This window comes from Acinetobacter sp. ANC 4178, assembly GCF_004331175.1.
Lineage (GTDB): Bacteria > Pseudomonadota > Gammaproteobacteria > Pseudomonadales > Moraxellaceae > Acinetobacter.
The window spans coordinates 197323-213475 of the sequence record NZ_SJOD01000004.1 but is presented as its reverse complement, the minus strand read 5'-3'; the positions used below and the strand labels follow the sequence as shown (position 1 = coordinate 213475).

At 40.1% G+C, this 16153-nt stretch carries 19 protein-coding genes and 1 tRNA gene; 14 read left to right on the top strand and 6 right to left on the bottom strand.

All coding sequences use genetic code 11. The annotated features are described in order from the left end of the window. Window positions 1-3: 3 nt before the first annotated feature. From E0H87_RS10260 to E0H87_RS10245, 4 genes are read right to left on the bottom strand one after another with little or no spacing between them, the layout of a single operon-like run. Entirely contained in the window at window positions 4-447 is a 444-nt protein-coding gene (locus E0H87_RS10260; protein WP_131323506.1) for a hypothetical protein, read from the bottom strand. Further along, window positions 444-1796: a phosphatase PAP2/dual specificity phosphatase family protein gene (locus tag E0H87_RS10255; protein WP_131323505.1), complete on the bottom strand. Its 1353-nt coding sequence runs from the start codon at window positions 1794-1796 to the stop codon at window positions 444-446. The genes E0H87_RS10260 and E0H87_RS10255 overlap by 4 nt, the downstream gene beginning before the upstream one ends. A 6-nt stretch (window positions 1797-1802) precedes the next feature. Further along, window positions 1803-3557 (bottom strand): bifunctional alpha/beta hydrolase/class I SAM-dependent methyltransferase, encoded by a 1755-nt coding sequence (locus tag E0H87_RS10250; protein ID WP_131323504.1) that lies wholly within the window; start codon window positions 3555-3557, stop codon window positions 1803-1805. 29 nt (window positions 3558-3586) lie between these two features. After that, entirely contained in the window at window positions 3587-4237 is a 651-nt protein-coding gene (locus tag E0H87_RS10245; protein WP_131323503.1) for a CDP-alcohol phosphatidyltransferase family protein, read from the bottom strand. 158 nt (window positions 4238-4395) lie between these two features. Here E0H87_RS10245 and ybaK point away from each other — a divergent pair, with 158 nt between their 5' ends. The 12 genes from ybaK to E0H87_RS10185 all read left to right on the top strand — a co-directional run bounded on the left by ybaK (window position 4396) and on the right by E0H87_RS10185 (window position 13665). Further along, on the top strand, window positions 4396-4863 hold the full coding sequence (ybaK, locus tag E0H87_RS10240) for a Cys-tRNA(Pro) deacylase (protein WP_131323502.1): 468 nt from the start codon (window positions 4396-4398) through the stop codon (window positions 4861-4863). Between the two features lie 231 nt (window positions 4864-5094). Next, on the top strand, window positions 5095-5838 hold the full coding sequence (locus E0H87_RS10235; protein WP_131323501.1) for a hypothetical protein: 744 nt from the start codon (window positions 5095-5097) through the stop codon (window positions 5836-5838). 241 nt (window positions 5839-6079) lie between these two features. Further along, complete coding sequence (locus tag E0H87_RS10230) at window positions 6080-6301, top strand: transposase (RefSeq protein WP_131323500.1); 222 nt, start codon at window positions 6080-6082, stop codon at window positions 6299-6301. 170 nt (window positions 6302-6471) lie between these two features. After that, on the top strand, window positions 6472-6681 hold the full coding sequence (locus E0H87_RS10225; RefSeq protein ID WP_016167826.1) for a cold-shock protein: 210 nt from the start codon (window positions 6472-6474) through the stop codon (window positions 6679-6681). A 180-nt stretch (window positions 6682-6861) separates the two neighbouring features. Beyond that, window positions 6862-6938: transfer RNA gene (locus E0H87_RS10220), tRNA-Met, on the top strand. Window positions 6939-7343: 405 nt separating this feature from the next. Continuing rightward, on the top strand, window positions 7344-7580 hold the full coding sequence (locus E0H87_RS10215) for a hypothetical protein (RefSeq protein WP_131323499.1): 237 nt from the start codon (window positions 7344-7346) through the stop codon (window positions 7578-7580). Window positions 7581-7849: 269 nt separating this feature from the next. Further along, window positions 7850-9991 (top strand): bifunctional mannitol-1-phosphate dehydrogenase/phosphatase, encoded by a 2142-nt coding sequence (mtlD, locus tag E0H87_RS10210; RefSeq protein ID WP_131323498.1) that lies wholly within the window; start codon window positions 7850-7852, stop codon window positions 9989-9991. A 106-nt stretch (window positions 9992-10097) separates the two neighbouring features. Further along, on the top strand, window positions 10098-10742 hold the full coding sequence (locus tag E0H87_RS10205; RefSeq protein ID WP_227547351.1) for a 2'-5' RNA ligase family protein: 645 nt from the start codon (window positions 10098-10100) through the stop codon (window positions 10740-10742). Beyond that, window positions 10724-11245 carry a bifunctional adenosylcobinamide kinase/adenosylcobinamide-phosphate guanylyltransferase gene (cobU, locus tag E0H87_RS10200; RefSeq protein WP_131323497.1) on the top strand — a complete coding sequence of 174 codons (522 nt, stop codon included), beginning with the start codon at window positions 10724-10726 and terminating at the stop codon, window positions 11243-11245. The genes E0H87_RS10205 and cobU overlap by 19 nt, the downstream gene beginning before the upstream one ends. After that, a complete protein-coding gene (gene cobT, locus E0H87_RS10195) occupies window positions 11242-12294 on the top strand; it encodes a nicotinate-nucleotide--dimethylbenzimidazole phosphoribosyltransferase (RefSeq protein WP_131323496.1) in 1053 nt (350 codons plus the stop codon). Before cobU ends, cobT begins: the two co-directional genes overlap by 4 nt. A gap of 10 nt (window positions 12295-12304) precedes the next feature. Continuing rightward, window positions 12305-12910 carry a histidine phosphatase family protein gene (locus E0H87_RS10190; protein ID WP_131323495.1) on the top strand — a complete coding sequence of 202 codons (606 nt, stop codon included), beginning with the start codon at window positions 12305-12307 and terminating at the stop codon, window positions 12908-12910. Next, window positions 12907-13665, top strand: coding sequence for an adenosylcobinamide-GDP ribazoletransferase (locus E0H87_RS10185; RefSeq protein WP_131323494.1), 759 nt, complete (start codon window positions 12907-12909; stop codon window positions 13663-13665). The genes E0H87_RS10190 and E0H87_RS10185 overlap by 4 nt, the downstream gene beginning before the upstream one ends. A gap of 17 nt (window positions 13666-13682) precedes the next feature. Here the strand turns inward: E0H87_RS10185 and E0H87_RS10180 are convergent, their stop codons facing one another. After that, entirely contained in the window at window positions 13683-14378 is a 696-nt protein-coding gene (locus tag E0H87_RS10180; RefSeq protein ID WP_131323493.1) for an LrgB family protein, read from the bottom strand. Beyond that, window positions 14375-14785 (bottom strand): CidA/LrgA family protein, encoded by a 411-nt coding sequence (locus E0H87_RS10175; protein WP_227547350.1) that lies wholly within the window; start codon window positions 14783-14785, stop codon window positions 14375-14377. The genes E0H87_RS10180 and E0H87_RS10175 overlap by 4 nt, the downstream gene beginning before the upstream one ends. A 125-nt stretch (window positions 14786-14910) precedes the next feature. Between E0H87_RS10175 and E0H87_RS10170 the strand changes: the two genes are divergently transcribed. Both E0H87_RS10170 and E0H87_RS10165 read left to right on the top strand, forming a co-directional pair. Beyond that, a complete protein-coding gene (locus E0H87_RS10170; protein WP_131323491.1) occupies window positions 14911-15810 on the top strand; it encodes a LysR family transcriptional regulator in 900 nt (299 codons plus the stop codon). An 89-nt stretch (window positions 15811-15899) separates the two neighbouring features. After that, window positions 15900-16151, top strand: a complete 252-nt coding sequence (locus E0H87_RS10165; RefSeq protein ID WP_131323490.1) for a hypothetical protein — start codon at window positions 15900-15902, stop codon at window positions 16149-16151. Window positions 16152-16153 lie beyond the last annotated feature (2 nt).

The window sequence follows — 16153 nt, the reverse complement described above, 5'->3', positions numbered from 1 at the left end:
ATTTTATTTTTGTTGTAATAAAAATATCATGAGCGATATTAAAACGATATATTGGCATAAAACCATAACGACATGAAGCTTAAATAAGCGCATACAGCCCTGAATACGAACCTCCCAACTCCGCTGTTGCTTTTTAGCAGGAATGAGTCCTAACTCGAGTAAACTCTGGTCAAGTCTTTGCGTTTTCTGTGCTATGGATGGTATTTCTTCGCTATTTCCCGAGTTAGTCCCTATCAAACTTAGCAGCTCTGCATCAAACTTAACCCGAATACTCAGATAATGTTGAAGTAGACATAAAATAAAAATAACGATGAGTGAGAGGTAGACTCCAATTGATTGCCAAGCATAGAAAAAATAGCAAAGCACGGAAAGACTAAATGCGATGTAACCGGCATTGCGGATACCATCTGTATTTTGTAGTAGCTTGGCGACAATCAGTAATTTCATGTCTTGACCTGCTGTAAATATTGTTTTTGATAAGTATCTATCGCTGCAAGTTGCTGAGTGTTGAGTACAATCCAAGGTCGAGCTTGACGAATGATTTGAATGGCATCATCAACATGATGGGCATGCCCAGTTTGGAGCAACCATGCAGCAAGTATACTGCTACTGCGTGAATATCCTAAGGCACAAAAAATCAGAATTTTCGTATTGCCGTACTGTGAAGACAGTAATTGATTCAAGGCTTGTACGGCAAGATTTAGCTGTTCAGCCTGTAGCGGAATAAGATCAAGACTCAAAAATTGTTGATATGTAAGTTGCTGTTTGATAGGAAGCTCGGCGCAGCAATCAAATAAACCATTATACTGTTGCATATTTTGAGTTGATGGAATTCGACCCAGAAAAATCTCAGTGTTCTCTTTGGTCAGAATTAAAGAATCGTTGGGATGTGTTCTGGTCCAGATACGGCTATTGAGTTTTGCGAAAAGAAAATAAGGCGAAAATAAAATCCACGCTGCAATGCTCATCGTGCCATCAGATTGTTTCTGAAAAAAATGTGGACGATTTAAACCATAGGCACAAGCAACTAAGAATAAACTGTTTGCGGGATAAGCCAACCAAAGCATCCATCCTTTCAAAAACAGAGCTAAAAATGCCAGAAGGCATGCTGCAATCAGATAATAACTGGCTAATTTAAAATGCTTAAAAGTTCGTTGTTGTAATTTCTGTGCTTGTAATGGAGAGACTACATGTAACGGAAACAACCATAAACAAAATGCACCAACCCAAATGCCAGTCGGGATATCAATAAAATGATGCTGCCATGTGGTTAGTACCGATACAGCAATGAGAAAACTCCAAAGATCGACAATCCAGCGGTACAAGGAAGGCACATGACGACGATAGAAATCCCATAAGATCATTAACAGGACAATATGTAAGGACGGAGCTTGATTAAATGGTTTATCAAAACCCATGAGAATATCAAACCAAACACCAAAGAAGCCTTGTAATTCGGGGCGCTCAAAACTGAATTTCAGTGGAAATAATAAAAAACAGCTAATCGAAATCAGTTGCGCGCTGAAAAGTCGAAACACATGCTGTTTGAGTTCAAATTTATTCCAGCACAGCAGCAGTGAAAGTCCATAAAACAAGTCGATTGACCAATAGGGCACAATACTCCATGGCCACAAAGGAATATATTTTTCCCAAGAGAACACAATGCTTGGAACGTGACTAAGCCCCGCAGCATAGTGATTGGCAAAGCCATAACTTAAAAAGAAAAAAGGGGCAAGAAATAACAGGCAGAGTATTCCCCATTTCCAAGTACCTGCCTGACGAGTGAGTGCCTGCATAGAAGGTTACGACTCGATCTTTTGCGCGACAGAAACCGTAAAAATGCCGAACTCATCAATACATTGATCAATTTTCTTAAATCCAGCTTGTTCGACTAAGGCATCCATCTCCGCTTGTGAGCGTAAACGCATGACCCATGCGTCGCCTTGACGATGTGAGGTTAGGGCGCGAGCAATAAATTCTTGCTGTGGATGCCAAATTTGTCCCGTATAAATCAGATAGCCATCTTTGAGCATGGCTTTATAGAGTCCAGTTAGGGATTGGCGTAAGAGGTCATTATCACTAAATAGTTCATACAACCCTGAAACGACAGCTAATGTCGCTTTGGGTTTAATGTTTGCGAGCGATTCGGTATCAAAGGCATCGGCTTGAACAAAATTTGCGATTTGGCTTAAGCCTCTTTCTTGAATGAGTGCTTGCCCAGCTTCGACATTGATTTCGCTATAATCACGTAGCAAAACAGATTCGGGCTGTTTGGGTAACTGTGCAACCGCATCTAAAATATAACGCCCATGTCCAGCGGCAATATCTAAGATGCGAACAGGCTTACGCTTTTTAACCAACAATGCTGCATATTTTTCCAGTAGAGATTCAATATTTTGTTTACGAACCCGAATACCTCGCCAGCCAATTGCATTTAAATACTGTTGATCAATGACTTTACCCAGTAAATTTTGGCTTTCTGATTGATTGCGATAAACAAAGTCTAGGGTACTGCCAGAGTCGTAACCCGTTTGTTCGCCAATTTTAAGGCCTTTAGAAAACTGACTACCAAATTTGAGTTGACGTTGAGTCAAATTCCAAAACAGTTGTTTTAGTGATTTTTGCGGAAGCGGCTGGCTGAATTGCTCCGCAGTCGAGCAGCTGGCGCCAATTTTATCGGCATTCAAAATATCTGGCGTATCATAAGGATGAGCAAAACATTGTTGAATAAAACGGCGGACTTTTTTAACGGCAATCTCGCGGTTTTGTTCACCTAAAGTGTCGTGAAAAAAGCCTTCTAAAACATGAAACTCTTTATTGGGATGCGCCAAACGTTCATAAAAGTCCCGTTGTGGTTTTTGCTGCACCACAAAGTCAGCACCTGAACACAGCACTTGAGTGGGTACATAGATATTTTGGGCATCTTTAACCAACCGTTCGGCAGCATCATACAGCCCTAGCAGCATACGTACAGAAATGGCCTTAGCAATTTTCGGGTCATGGTCATATTGTTGCGCACGATCTACATCGTGAGTCAGCATTTTGGCTTTGACATAGCTGTTAATGAAAAAATTCCCGCGTAATTTATTCAGTAACGTTAAACCTTGTTTGGCAAATGGGACGTACAACTTAATATCAAAGGCAGGGGATGCCAAACATAAGGCACGAATTTTAGGGGCATAGTCATGTACCCATGTGGCTGCCAATACAGCGCCAACACTTTGAGCAACAATCGCAATATTCTCAGATGGTATTGCATAGGTCTGTTCAATATGTTGAATAAAGTATTGAATGTCTTTGACACAGGCAGAGAAGCTAGGAGCATCGCCACGTTCACCTGGCGACTCACCGTGACCGCGCGCATCCCATGCAAAAAAATCAAAATCAGGAAGATCTAATTCTTCAACCAAATGCGCCATACGCCCTGAATGTTCATGCCCACGATGAAACATCACAATGGCTTTTTTCTCGGGGTTATGAGGCGAAGCCCAGTGTTGATAGAATAAAGATGTACCATCATGACTCATGAAATGTTGTTGGCTGTTTTTGTAATACATGTATTTATAGTCCTAATAATTAATTTGAATTAATGTGAAGTACTTTGAATTGCATGACGTATGCGGTTATAGATTGTGATCATGAGTAAAAGTGCTATGACGGCTAATAAGCCATTACTCATTAATTGTTGTAGTTTAAATGTCACATGTTCTGAAAAATATTGGCTGAGTGTATAGAAGATGGCCAAAAGACTAAACCAGAAAGCTCGGTCACTTTTTCCCATGGGGCCATCATAACGGCGTTCTTGCCCAATCACGGGAGCCATGACACCTGCATATTCGCTGAGAATGGCTAAGAATACGACGCCTAACAATAAGGGTGCAGATATACAGCTTAAAATGATAAAGCAAAGATAAAGCGCCGTATCAGAAATCACATCACACAATTCATTCAGATAAGCACCCAATTTAGATTGTTGTTTAAATTCACGTGCCAACATGCCATCAATTGCATTAAAGGCCATGCGAATGAGCATCCAAAGGGGAATAAGAAGGAAATAAAATGCATTTGCTGATGTTGAATGACTAAAAATAAAACCTAACCAAGCCGCTATAAGCAATGAAATTAACATTGCAAATAAAGTCACCTGATTTGCCGTAATGCCATGTCGATATAAGCGGCGAACGATAGGCCGCAATAAATTCTGAAAAGCAGGTTTAAGCTGATAAATAGATGGCATTGGCTTTTTTTAAGTATCGTATTTTGGTTGAATTGTACTCATTTCGGTAAGTTGAATTCAAGTCATGTGACTTTTAAAACAAAATAGCCTAAGTTGAATTCACATTTTCATTATGAAGTGCCTATAATTATTCAGTTTATTCCAAGAGTAGAAGCAAGATGACGCCAGCCTGCAAATTACTAAAAAGCAAAAAAATTGATTTCTCTATCCATGAATATGAGCATGATGCCAATGCGAAAAGTTTTGGTTTAGAGGCGGCAGAAAAGCTAAATTTGCAAGTAGAGGAAGTGTTTAAAACACTCTTAGTCACGGACGATAAGACCTATTACGTTGCAATTTTACCAGTACATCATTTACTAAACTTAAAAAAGGTAGCGGCTGCGGTTGGAGCAAAAAAATTGCATATGGCAGATCCTAAAGATGCTGAGCGCTTGACTGGTTATTTGGTTGGAGGAATTAGTCCCGTTGGGCAAAAGAAAAGACTCAAAACTGTGATTGATCAAAGTGCTCAAACTTTGGCAAAGATTTATGTGAGTGGCGGTAAACGTGGCTTAGATATTGGGTTAGCGCCACAAGACCTGAGTGAAGTGTTAGGTGCAGTATTTGCAGATGTGGTTGATGAATAATCACGATATTTCACCGAATAAATTTAAGTTTATTTTTGAAGTGTTGCTAGCTCATGATTGACGTGTCTCATTTTGCGAAATGTACATACAGTCATTCTCGAATTTGAGTTTGTGCTATTTAATCAACTGATTTGTTTCGAGAAAGTCAGAATGATAATATGCGCGACCTTAATATGCAGCGAACAGGGATGAACTAAGATGGGTAAATGTCGGATTATAGCAACGCTATGCATGAGTCTTTTACCGTTATGGGGGTGTTCTGTCGCACCTATAACAGCGCCACCACCACCATCTGCTATGGTACCTGTTGCACCGATTCATGACTCAGATGTGATGACTCGCCAATTCACCATATCATTGGCCGACTTAACTCCAGTTGCGCATAGCACCCGACCTTCTGCCGTGATCTTTTTTAATAAAGGTGTGAATGCAGAAAAATTTAACAAAGCACTGTGTGAGGGCTTTGTGCAATTAGAAACGGCTCAAGATGTTGAATCCAATCAAGGCGTGGCTATTGAGCATCAGGTTGTGACTAAAGTTCCTGTAACCACAAATTTGTCGCAAAATACTGATGATTGCGAGTTAATTTTAAACGTATATGACTACAATCTTGCGGAAAGTGAATTAGTTAAGCTTAATCCTAAGTTGCTCTATTCAACGGGTCCTTTTATCGCCGTATACAATCCTAATTCTTCTCAGATCGATCAGATTATTGATTTAAGAGGAACTTCTACGGCTGATTTGAAAAAATTCGGAAGAAATTGGAGCGCGATCTTTACTCAGGCTGCTCAGCAGTACGCGCAAACTAATTCAAATAGATCAAATTCAGTTGAAGTAAAAGAATTCAACATTTGGTTGTTCGTTCGAGATTTATTTCAAGCTTCGGTCTGTGTCACAGATCCTAACCTGATCTACATTTTTAATGAGCCTGCTGGAAAAATAGCAGATATTGTTTGTAAAGGAACCAAGGCTTAAGTTGACAAAAGCCCATCATTAGATGGGCTTTTTTTGTACAGTTTGCTTACCATGCCGAGATCGCGTAGTATGTAAGTTCAAAGTTGGATACGTTTTGATATCCATTCTACATGCTTTGCTGATGTAAATATTATAAGTTCATAGGCGCATTGCCGCTTTATAGAATAAACTCCAAACTCCCGAATGGTCTTATTTATGAAATACTTTTTGTTTGCAAAGGCTCAATATATGAGTAATTAAGTTGAATTTTTTAAATGGCTGGACAACAGCAAGAGCCATAAATGGCGATGAAATACGGGTAAAAATTATCCCTCTGAAGCGAAAACAAAATAATTTATTTGGCGTAAGCTGGGTCGAAGTGGGCAAACAGATTGAGTTTGAGTCTGGTGAAAAATGCGCTCTAAATATTGATGGTAGATCGTTTTATACCTTGCAGAACAAGCTTTACAAGTTAAAGAGTTAAATCTGCTATCATTTCGTCGATAAAACGTATATATTTATGCGCACTAGAAGAATAATTTTATTGTGTTTACTGATTTTATTGTGTTGTTGATTTCCATCCTTCATTGTATTAGAGGTTTATGTTAAATAAATTATTTTCTATTCTCAGCTTAATTTTATAGGAAATATCTTATGTCTAATTTAACTACTGGTACTGTAAAGTGGTTTAACGAAACTAAAGGCTTTGGCTTCATTGCTGCTGACAATGGTGAAGATGTGTTTGCACATTTCAGCGAAATCCAAACCAATGGTTTTAAAACTTTACAAGAAGGCCAACGAGTACAATTCACTGTTACTGCAGGGAAAAAGGGTGCTCAAGCTAGTGGCATCACAGCAATCTAAGTTTGACTTGATTGTTTTGATGAAAAAAAGCTCGCATTAAGCGGGCTTTTTTATTGCCTAATTTATAGGTAAAACTCAACTGTTTTAATGCAAACATAGTTAATTATGAATGAATGCGTTATTTATTTAAAATAAAGTTTGCTTTATTACGCATTAAGGCGTATAAAGTCAACTCGTTGATGCGGGATGGAGCAGTCTGGTAGCTCGTCGGGCTCATAACCCGAAGGTCGTTGGTTCAAATCCAGCTCCCGCTACCAACGAGAAAAGATTCAAAGTTTATAGCCCAGTCTTCCTAGACTGGGTTTTTTTATGGGCGATTGTTTCTGTTGAGGTGAGGTCTCTACTCAGACCTTGTGAAGTGCTTTATCGCTTGTGTTGCAGTGCAAATGATGTTCATTGTGGTGTCGAACAGAACAACAATAAAGACAGTATGGTTCGGCTAAGGATGAATAACCATTCTAAGTACGAAGCAGCATTTATCAGTGTGTTGCCCCGCCTTTTAATTTTCAATAGTTGCTCACGATCTCGGCTATTTCATTAGCCACTAAAATATTCAATCTCATGCAGTACTATCTTTTGCTGGACGCTTTATGACTGGTTATTTGTATTGAATTCAGGTACAAGTAAGCAAGGCATAGAGTAGAACAATAGAGGAGAAATACGTGAGTGACTTGAATTTAGAATTTTTAGACCAGACCATCGATAAGTACGAAGCAAAAGGCAAAAAAATTAAGAAAATTCGCATTGGATATAAACTATATGCAAAATTTATGGCTGATCAAAAGTTTGCAGATGAAGTAATTAATTCGGCATTAGATCCAGATAAGCGCAGCTATCGCGGAATTAGAGTTAAAATCACCCATGATGATTATGAGTTAACTTTTTTAATGAAAAATTAATTTTAGATGTAGTCGTTGTAACCATTTGACCTACTCAATATTTTGGGTAGGTTTTTTATTGTCTTCAATTGGATGGAGGAAAAAGCCAAAGTGATTTTTTTATTACATAAACTTACCAAGCATTAAAAAAATAAAACATGAATGAGGGGGATTTAGGTTTTTATGCGTGTTTTTTAATCAAAATTATTTCATATCGTGTCATTTTTGCTCAACTGTTATTTATTTGATTAGGCTAACGGCTGTACATAACAATAACTTGAGGAACATAAATGCTGAAATTTCATGAACATGTTGTTTTGGGTGCTATTTTTGATATGGATGGAACAATGTTTGATACTGAGCGTCTTCGGTTTCAAACATTGAAACAGGCATCTCAAGAACTTATCGGTCAGTCTTTTTCCAATGCGTACTTAATGGCATGTTTAGGCTTAAGTGCCACAACAGCACATGAATTGGCACAGGAAACCTATGGAGCAGATATTCCTTATGCCGCAATTCGTAAACGTGCAGATGAATTGGAATTAGAGTCTGTACGTAGCTATGGTGTTCCAATTAAAAAGGGGCTTGTTCAGGTTCTAGAGCGTTTAAGAAAGTCAGGTTTACGTATGGCGGTAGCGACTTCTAGTCGTCGTGCCATTGCAGAAGAATATTTGATTAATGCCAATGTATATAAATTCTTTGATGTGGTGGTCTGTGGCGATGAAGTTGAAAAGGGTAAACCCCATCCAGAGATTTTTTTGACCGCTGCTGAAAAGCTCAACTTAAACGCTGACCAATGCTTAATGTTTGAAGATTCGGAAAATGGCGTGACTTCAGCATTTGAAGCTAAAGGAATTACCGTTTTATTCAAAGATATTAAGCCAGCAAATGCCAATATGCGTGACAAAGCCAATTACTATTACGAAAATATGTATGACTATCTGGAAGATTTAGATGGTTATATTGCCAAACAAGATTTACCCCAATTACAAGAATCTTTTCCTCAAACTTTAAATCAGCTCACTGTGGGTATTCATGGCTTTGGGGCTATAGGTGGTGGTTATTTGGCGCAAATATTGTCGCATTGGGATGGCTACACGCGCCCTAAACGTATTGTGGCATCGACACGTAATGCTCTGTTTCGTGAGGCGGTAAACGCTTTTGGTGGTTACTGCATTCGCTATGGACAGATCTCCTATGATGAGTCAATTCAAAATATGACTGTGATTGATGCAGATGATGAAGCACAAATGACGGACATGTATGTTGAATCTAGTTTGATTGCTGTGTGTTTACCTGAAAATGCCTTAGTACATGAAGTGAAGATGATTGCCAAAGGTCTATATGAACGACATACACATCAATCAGGACAAGCAACAGAACCTCTGACAGTTTTGATTATTCTGAATAAGGTGAATGCGAAACAACTTTTTCTTGATTATTTACGCCAAGCCTTAAATGACTTAACCAGTGTGGCCATTACCGAGCAGATTCTACAACAACATTATTTTTGCGATACCGTAGTCAACCGTATGGTGTCGAAACTGAACCAGAAAAATCTATATCGTCAACTCAAAATTAAATACAACATTTTTAAACAGTTTCAGGAAGAAGTCGAAAATGAAAATGCTGATTTAGATGAAAGTATTCAGTTGGATTCGACCCAAGAGCATCAAGCCGCTGTGTATATTGAAGATTTGCGCCGTAATTTCCAACCGAGCCATATTTTACAGAGTATGGATTTAATCCTGTTTCATGCAGAGTTGGATATGCCAATTTATGTGGAAAACCAAAGTCCTTTACTGAGTAAAATGCGACAAATGGTTCTGGTCGATGATATTTCCGAGATTCAGTTGATTAAGAACCGTTTGTGGAACGGAACCCATGCCATGATGGCGTGGTATGCCAGCCTATTGGGGCATGAGACGATCGGTATCGCCATGGGGGATGTACAGCTACAGCAGTTTAGTCAGCAACTCTTAGCACAAGTTAAGCAAGGTTTATTGCTGCAACTACCGCATCGGGAAGCGGATTTGAATCGTTTAACGCAGAGTTTTATCGACTCTTGTAAATTTGCCTTTAAAGACCCTTGTTCGCGGGTAGCACGTGATCCCTTACGCAAGCTGGAGTCTAGTGAACGAGTTCTATCTTCTGTACAGCAGCTCATTGTAAATGGACAAGCATATGACCAATTGATTGCGGGTGCAGTATTGGGTTATGGCTATGCCATTTTGCATGAGCAGATAGCTATAGATGATGTGATGAGCACGATGCAAAATGAAGTAGAAAAGATGTTACTTAGCATTCCGCAGCAACAAGCATTACTGATGCAATTAAAGCGTGGTTTAGCTGATCTACTTCAGCATCCCGATCAGTTTGATCCTAAACGGATTTCAATTCATTCAAGTGATACATCTGCTGTTTGTGCATAATTTGAATCATTTTCAGCACAAGTTGAATATTTATAAACTTTGCCTTGCATGAGTCTGGCAAAGAACGTGTTTTAATATCACTTTGCAGTTTAAAGTGATATTAAACGTGTTTTTAGATCACATTCATCATGTTGTTCCCACGATTCACCGTGATTATCCAGAATGGCATCATGGTCGGGAGCACTATGCACTGTGGTATATTGAAATTCAAAATCCAGACTTGATTTTGTATCTTAATCAAGTTCAAGATTATTTCTCTGAATATTTATTATTTCCCAATACACGTCAGTTTCATATCACACTGTTTATTTGCGGTTTTTTAGCACAAGATCAAGCAATTTTTGATGATGACTGCACGCAACAGCAGTTCCAACAACAATATGCGCAGTTGAAGTTAAGCCGACCAGAAAAATTTAAACTTCAAATAGGTGGCCTGAACAGTTTCAGTAGTGCTTTATATCTACAGGTTATTGATACTAACTCAGCTTTAGAGCAAATCAGAGCGCACTGTGCTCAGTTTAGTGATGAAGTTGCGGCATTAAGCTATTGCCCGCATATCACTGTGGGTCTATATAACGCTGCGTATCCCAGCCAAAGTATTTTAGACAAAATGGCTGCATTTCCTGCTCAGCAGTTTGAAATTGACATTGACCAGATCAAGTTTGGTTATTATCAGGCCCAAGTCTTACAAGGTCCTTTACATACTCTACAGAACATTTCATTAGGTGACGTATGTTGCAACTCATATTAGGGGGTGCTCGTTCAGGTAAAAGTCGTTTGGCTGAACAGATTGCACAAGATTCGGGGCTTCAGGTTCACTATGTGGCAACCGCTCAGGCTTTAGATGCTGAAATGCAGCAACGGATTCAACATCATCAATTGCAACGCCCATCACATTGGCAACTCAGCGAAGAGCCGCTGTATTTGGCCGATTGTTTGCAGCGTATAGATGCGCCAGAACAACTGATTTTGGTAGATTGTCTGACTTTATGGATGACCAATTTGTTACTGGCGGATGATCAAAACTTATTGGCACATCAGATGCAAAAATTACTCGACGTTTTACCGACCTTATCTTCCACAATTATTCTTGTAAGTAATGAAACAGGTTTAGGCGTTGTGCCTATGGGAGAGTTAAGCCGTAAGTTTGTGGATGAATCTGGGCGACTGCATCAACAACTGGCTCAGCTTGCCGATAAGGTACAGTTTTGTGTAGCGGGATTATCAATGCAATTAAAAGGAGACAAATCATGAGTTGGTGGTTAGAGGCGTGTCAACAACCGAATGATGCAGCAAAACAACGTGCAGAAGCGCGCCAATTACAACTCACCAAGCCTACGGGCTCTTTGTCTGAGTTAGAGCGTATCGCAATTGTATTGGCGAGTTTACAGAATAATGATCAACCCGATATTCAAGCGCCGTGGATTAGTATTTTTGCTGGCGATCATGGGGTGATGGAAGAGAATATTTCGGCTTATCCTCAAGCGGTGACCCGTCAAATGTTGCTCAATTTCACCACGGGTGGTGCCTGTATTAGTGTCATTGCCAAAGAATATGCTGCAACCTTACAAGTGATTGACTGCGGTACGGTGGGAGAAGCCTATCAATATCCACACGTAGAAACCCATTGTATTGCTCCAGGCACAGCCAATTTTGCCAAACAGCCTGCAATGACGGAAGCACAGTGTATTGCAGCCATGAATTTGGGTAAGCAAAGTGTCGAACGTGCCGTAAAGGAAAAAGCTTCTATCTATGTTGCGGGTGAAATGGGCATTGGCAATACCTGTTCGGCTTCTGCTTTGGCTTGTATGTTACTCAATGAGGCGGCAGAACAACTTACAGGAGTTGGCACAGGCATTCGTGCAGAGCAATTAGCACATAAAAAACAAGTGATCGACCGTGCAGTAGCATTACACCGTGAGTATGTTCAACAAGATGCTTTCAAAGCCTTATGCGCCGTTGGTGGTTTAGAAATTGCTGCGATGGTCGGTGCATATATCCGTTGTGCGCAATTAGGTTTACCAATGGTGGTGGATGGCTTTATTAGTACGGCTGCGGCACTGATTGCAGTCCAACTGAACCCAGCGGTACGTGAATGGATGCTGTTTGGACATCAGTCTGCCGAATATGGGCATCAACGTTTGTTGAAAGAGTTAAACGCAGAGCCAATTTTAAAGTTAAATTTACGCTTGGGTGAAGCCAGTGGTGCAGGTGCAGCACTTGGGATTATTAAATTGGCATGTCATTTACATAATCAAATGGCGACATTTGCAGAAGCCGCTGTGATTGGTGAGAAAATTTAGGAAATCTGCTATGCACTTAAAGATTGATCTACTACGACATGGCGAAAGTGAACTGAGTCATACGCTGCGCGGTTCACTGGATGATGCTTTGACAGCTAAGGGGTGGCAACAGATGCTTAGCAGTATAGGTCAATCTCAAACTCTGCCTCAGCAATGGGATGTAGTCTTTTCCTCACCCTTGCAGCGTTGTTCTATGTTCGCGCAACACTTTGTAAAAGAGCAGGATATACCGCTTATTTTAGATAAAAACCTGCAAGAAATGCATTTTGGCGATTGGGAAGGACAGTCGATACAACAGCTATATGAACAATTTCCTGAAACTTTGGCAGACTTCTGGCAAAAACCAACGCAGACCACACTTCCCAATGCGGAAACTATGCAGCAATTTCATCTCCGAGTAAGTACAGCAATAACGGACATACAGCAGCAGATGCAACTCAATGGTTGGCAATCTGCATTGGTGGTCACACATGGCGGTGTAATCAAACTGTTAAAATGTATGGTGTTACAGCAACCCTTGGATGATGTGTTGAAAATGTCGGCTGAATTGGGGCAACTCAATTCTTTTCGTTGGGACGCGGCTACACAGATGCTGGCTTTAAAGGAGTTAACATGACTCCATTTCTGATTGCTTTACAGTTCTTGACTACGTTACGAATTCAACTTAAAGAGATGCCGACGGCTAAGCAGAATGCAAACTCGATTTTATTTTATCCCTTGGTGGGTCTAATTATAGGGCTGATCTTATATGTCGTGGCGCTGTTGTTGTCTGGATTACCTACAGTTCTACTCTCAAGTTTAATTCTGGTGCTTTGGATTTGGTTGACGGGTGGCTTACATCTCGATGGTTTGGCGGATACTGCCGATGCATGGGTCGGAGGTTTTGGAGATAAGGAGCGCACACTTCGGATTATGAAAGACCCGAGTTGTGGACCTATTGGGGTTCTCAGTTTAATTGTTGTCTGTGTATTAAAATGGGCTGCCTTGTATGTATTGCTAGAGCAGAAAGCAGCACTGGCTTTATTACTGTTTCCATTACTTGCACGAATTTCACCTTTGGCTTTATTTGTGAGCACACCCTATGTCCGTTCCAATGGATTAGGGTCGAGTATTGCAGCGCATTTGCCTAAGCGCCGTGTATATGGCGTGATTGCACTCAGTTTGAGTGTAGTCTTGTATTTTTACGGTATAGGCTTACTTACAGGACTGGCATGGGTACTAACATTCTTTTATTTGCGTGCTAAGTTCCTGCAACGTCTAGGAGGCATTACAGGAGATACCATTGGTGCGAGTATTGAGTTAAGTGAAACGGTTTGCTTATTGATATTTGTGATCGGTCTGAATTATTTACCAATGACGACCTTATTTTAAGTTTTTTAACCAACTCATTAGCCTAAGCAACGTAAGATCAGATGAATTAGGCTCGGACCGAGGATCACCATAAATACACCTGCTAAAACCATAGTTAGGGAAGCAATCACACCTTCCTCATGATGACGCATAAAGGCTTTACTGGTACCGAAGCCGTGTGCTGCATTGCCTAGCGAAGCACCTTGTGCAAATACGGAGTTGAGTTTTAATAATAGTAAAACAGTATCACCTAACAACACGCCTGCAATCCCGGTAATCATGGTAAATAAAATCACCAGTTCAACTGAACCGCCAATATGCGTGGTGAGTTCCATCGCAAAGGGGGTAGAAATCGAGCGTGACATCAGGCTGTAGGTGGTTTGGCTATCAAAATGAAACAGTTTTGCCAAATAAAAGGCACTGATTACACCAGCACTCATTCCAATGACAATCCCCAGAGCAATCGAAAACAGATGGTCGCGAATCAATTGACGATATTCATAGATAGGGATAGCAAAGGCGATGGTTGCGGGTCCAAGCATCCAGACAATCCAGTGGTTATCGGCCATATAGGTGTCATAGGAGATATGGAAACCCAACAAGATTAAAATCAGCACAAAAGGAACCAGCATGGCAGGGGACAGCAGCATATAGGGATATCGACGATAGAGTTTTTTCGCCAAGATGTAGCCGATAATAGTAGCAATGAAACAGACTAGCGCCGTGAAGTTCATAAATGTGCTTCCAATTTAGCTTTATGATGATTGTTTTTTTGCTGAAGTTTATGTTCTAACTTAAAACCAAAATGAACACTGTATGCGGTCATCACCATAACGCAGATGGTACCAATTACAACCGCAAGAATGAGCTGCCAGCCTTGTGTGAGAAAGAGTTGTTTATATTTGACTAGGCCCACGACGCAGGGAATAAACATCAACACCAATTCGGCAAGAATAAAATCTGCTCCTAATTTAATCCACACTAATTTCATCACTCCTGACATCAGGGCAAATAGAAGCAGAATGAGTCCAATCACGCCCGCGGAAAGTGGAAGACGAAAGAATTGCTGAATAAAGGAACTGATCCCCCAAAGTCCAATTAAAAATAAAAGTTGAACGATGACTTTGAGAGAATGAGTCATTTTTGAAGTCGAGGGAGAGGACATGATACAAACAGGTTTAAACAACATGAGAGTATTTTAAAATTGACCTGTTGCATGAATTATGAATAATAAAAAAATAATTATGTAGATATGGAATATTTGTTATGGATATTAAAAGTCTGCAAGTTTTTGTCACTCTTGTTGAGACGCAGAGTTTTACCTTAGCAGCTGAACAGTTGAATTTAACCCAACCGACCATTAGTAAGGCAATGCGCGGACTAGAAGAGCAACTCGGAGTCGCGCTGTTGCATAAAGGGGCAGCAGGACGAAAACGCGGGGTGGCTTTGACCTATGTGGGGCAGCAAGTGTATGAACATGCATTAATTATTTTGAACGAACAGCAACGTATTTTTGATACGGTGACACAAGTCAGAGGATTGAAAAAAGGTAAGCTGACGATTGGTCTACCACCTTTGGCAGCCATGATGCTAAGTACCGTAATTGCTAAGTTTCATAGTCAATATCCGCATATTGAGCTGAACTTTTTGGAAGTTGGGGCTACGGGCATCGAAGAGGCGATTTTCCGTAAAGAGGTTGATGCTGGGGTAATCATGGGAGAGCTAAAACCTTTGCTGAGTGGCTTTGAAATTATTAACTCTCCGATTTGCCTATTGGCAAAGAAAAACTCACATTGGCGCAAAAAATCAGAAATTAAACTGATTGAACTCAAGGAAGAATCCTTTTTGCTGTATGCCAATACCTTTACTTTAAACAATGTGATTATACAGGCGGCACAGTCGGTGGGTTTCGAACCGAAAGTGGCTTGTCGGAGTAGCCAATGGGACTTTATAGCAAAGTTGGTCGAGTCAAATGTTGGGATTGCATTATTGCCACAAGCTTATTGTGAACGGCTGAATGGTGAAGAGTTTCATATTTCATTACTTACAGAGCCAAATATTAATTGGAATTTAAAGATGGCATGGAATAGCACTGTTACTATGACCCCAGCGACTCGAGCTTGGCTAAATGTTATTGAAGATAATTTGGAAAGTATTCATTTTTAGCAATATTGATTGATGGGTGATAAATAGACAGTTCAATGAAATATGTTAATATAAAGTCAAACATGATAGAGGGATGGAGTACGTAACTCATGTCGTATCCAATAATGAGAGTCAGTCGGTATGATGACGAAATGATTCCTAAACTTGCCACTCATGCATTTCGACATGCATTTCAACATGCATGCGCCGTGTCTCAAGTGGTGTATGTCAAAGATCATCAAATGCTACAACGCAACATTGATGGTCATGAGGTTGTGCTGAAAGATGTTTCGCAGGCCTATATACCAATGGGTCAATTACCAAAGACATTAAAGCGAAAAAAGCATGAGGTAACTGTATAAGT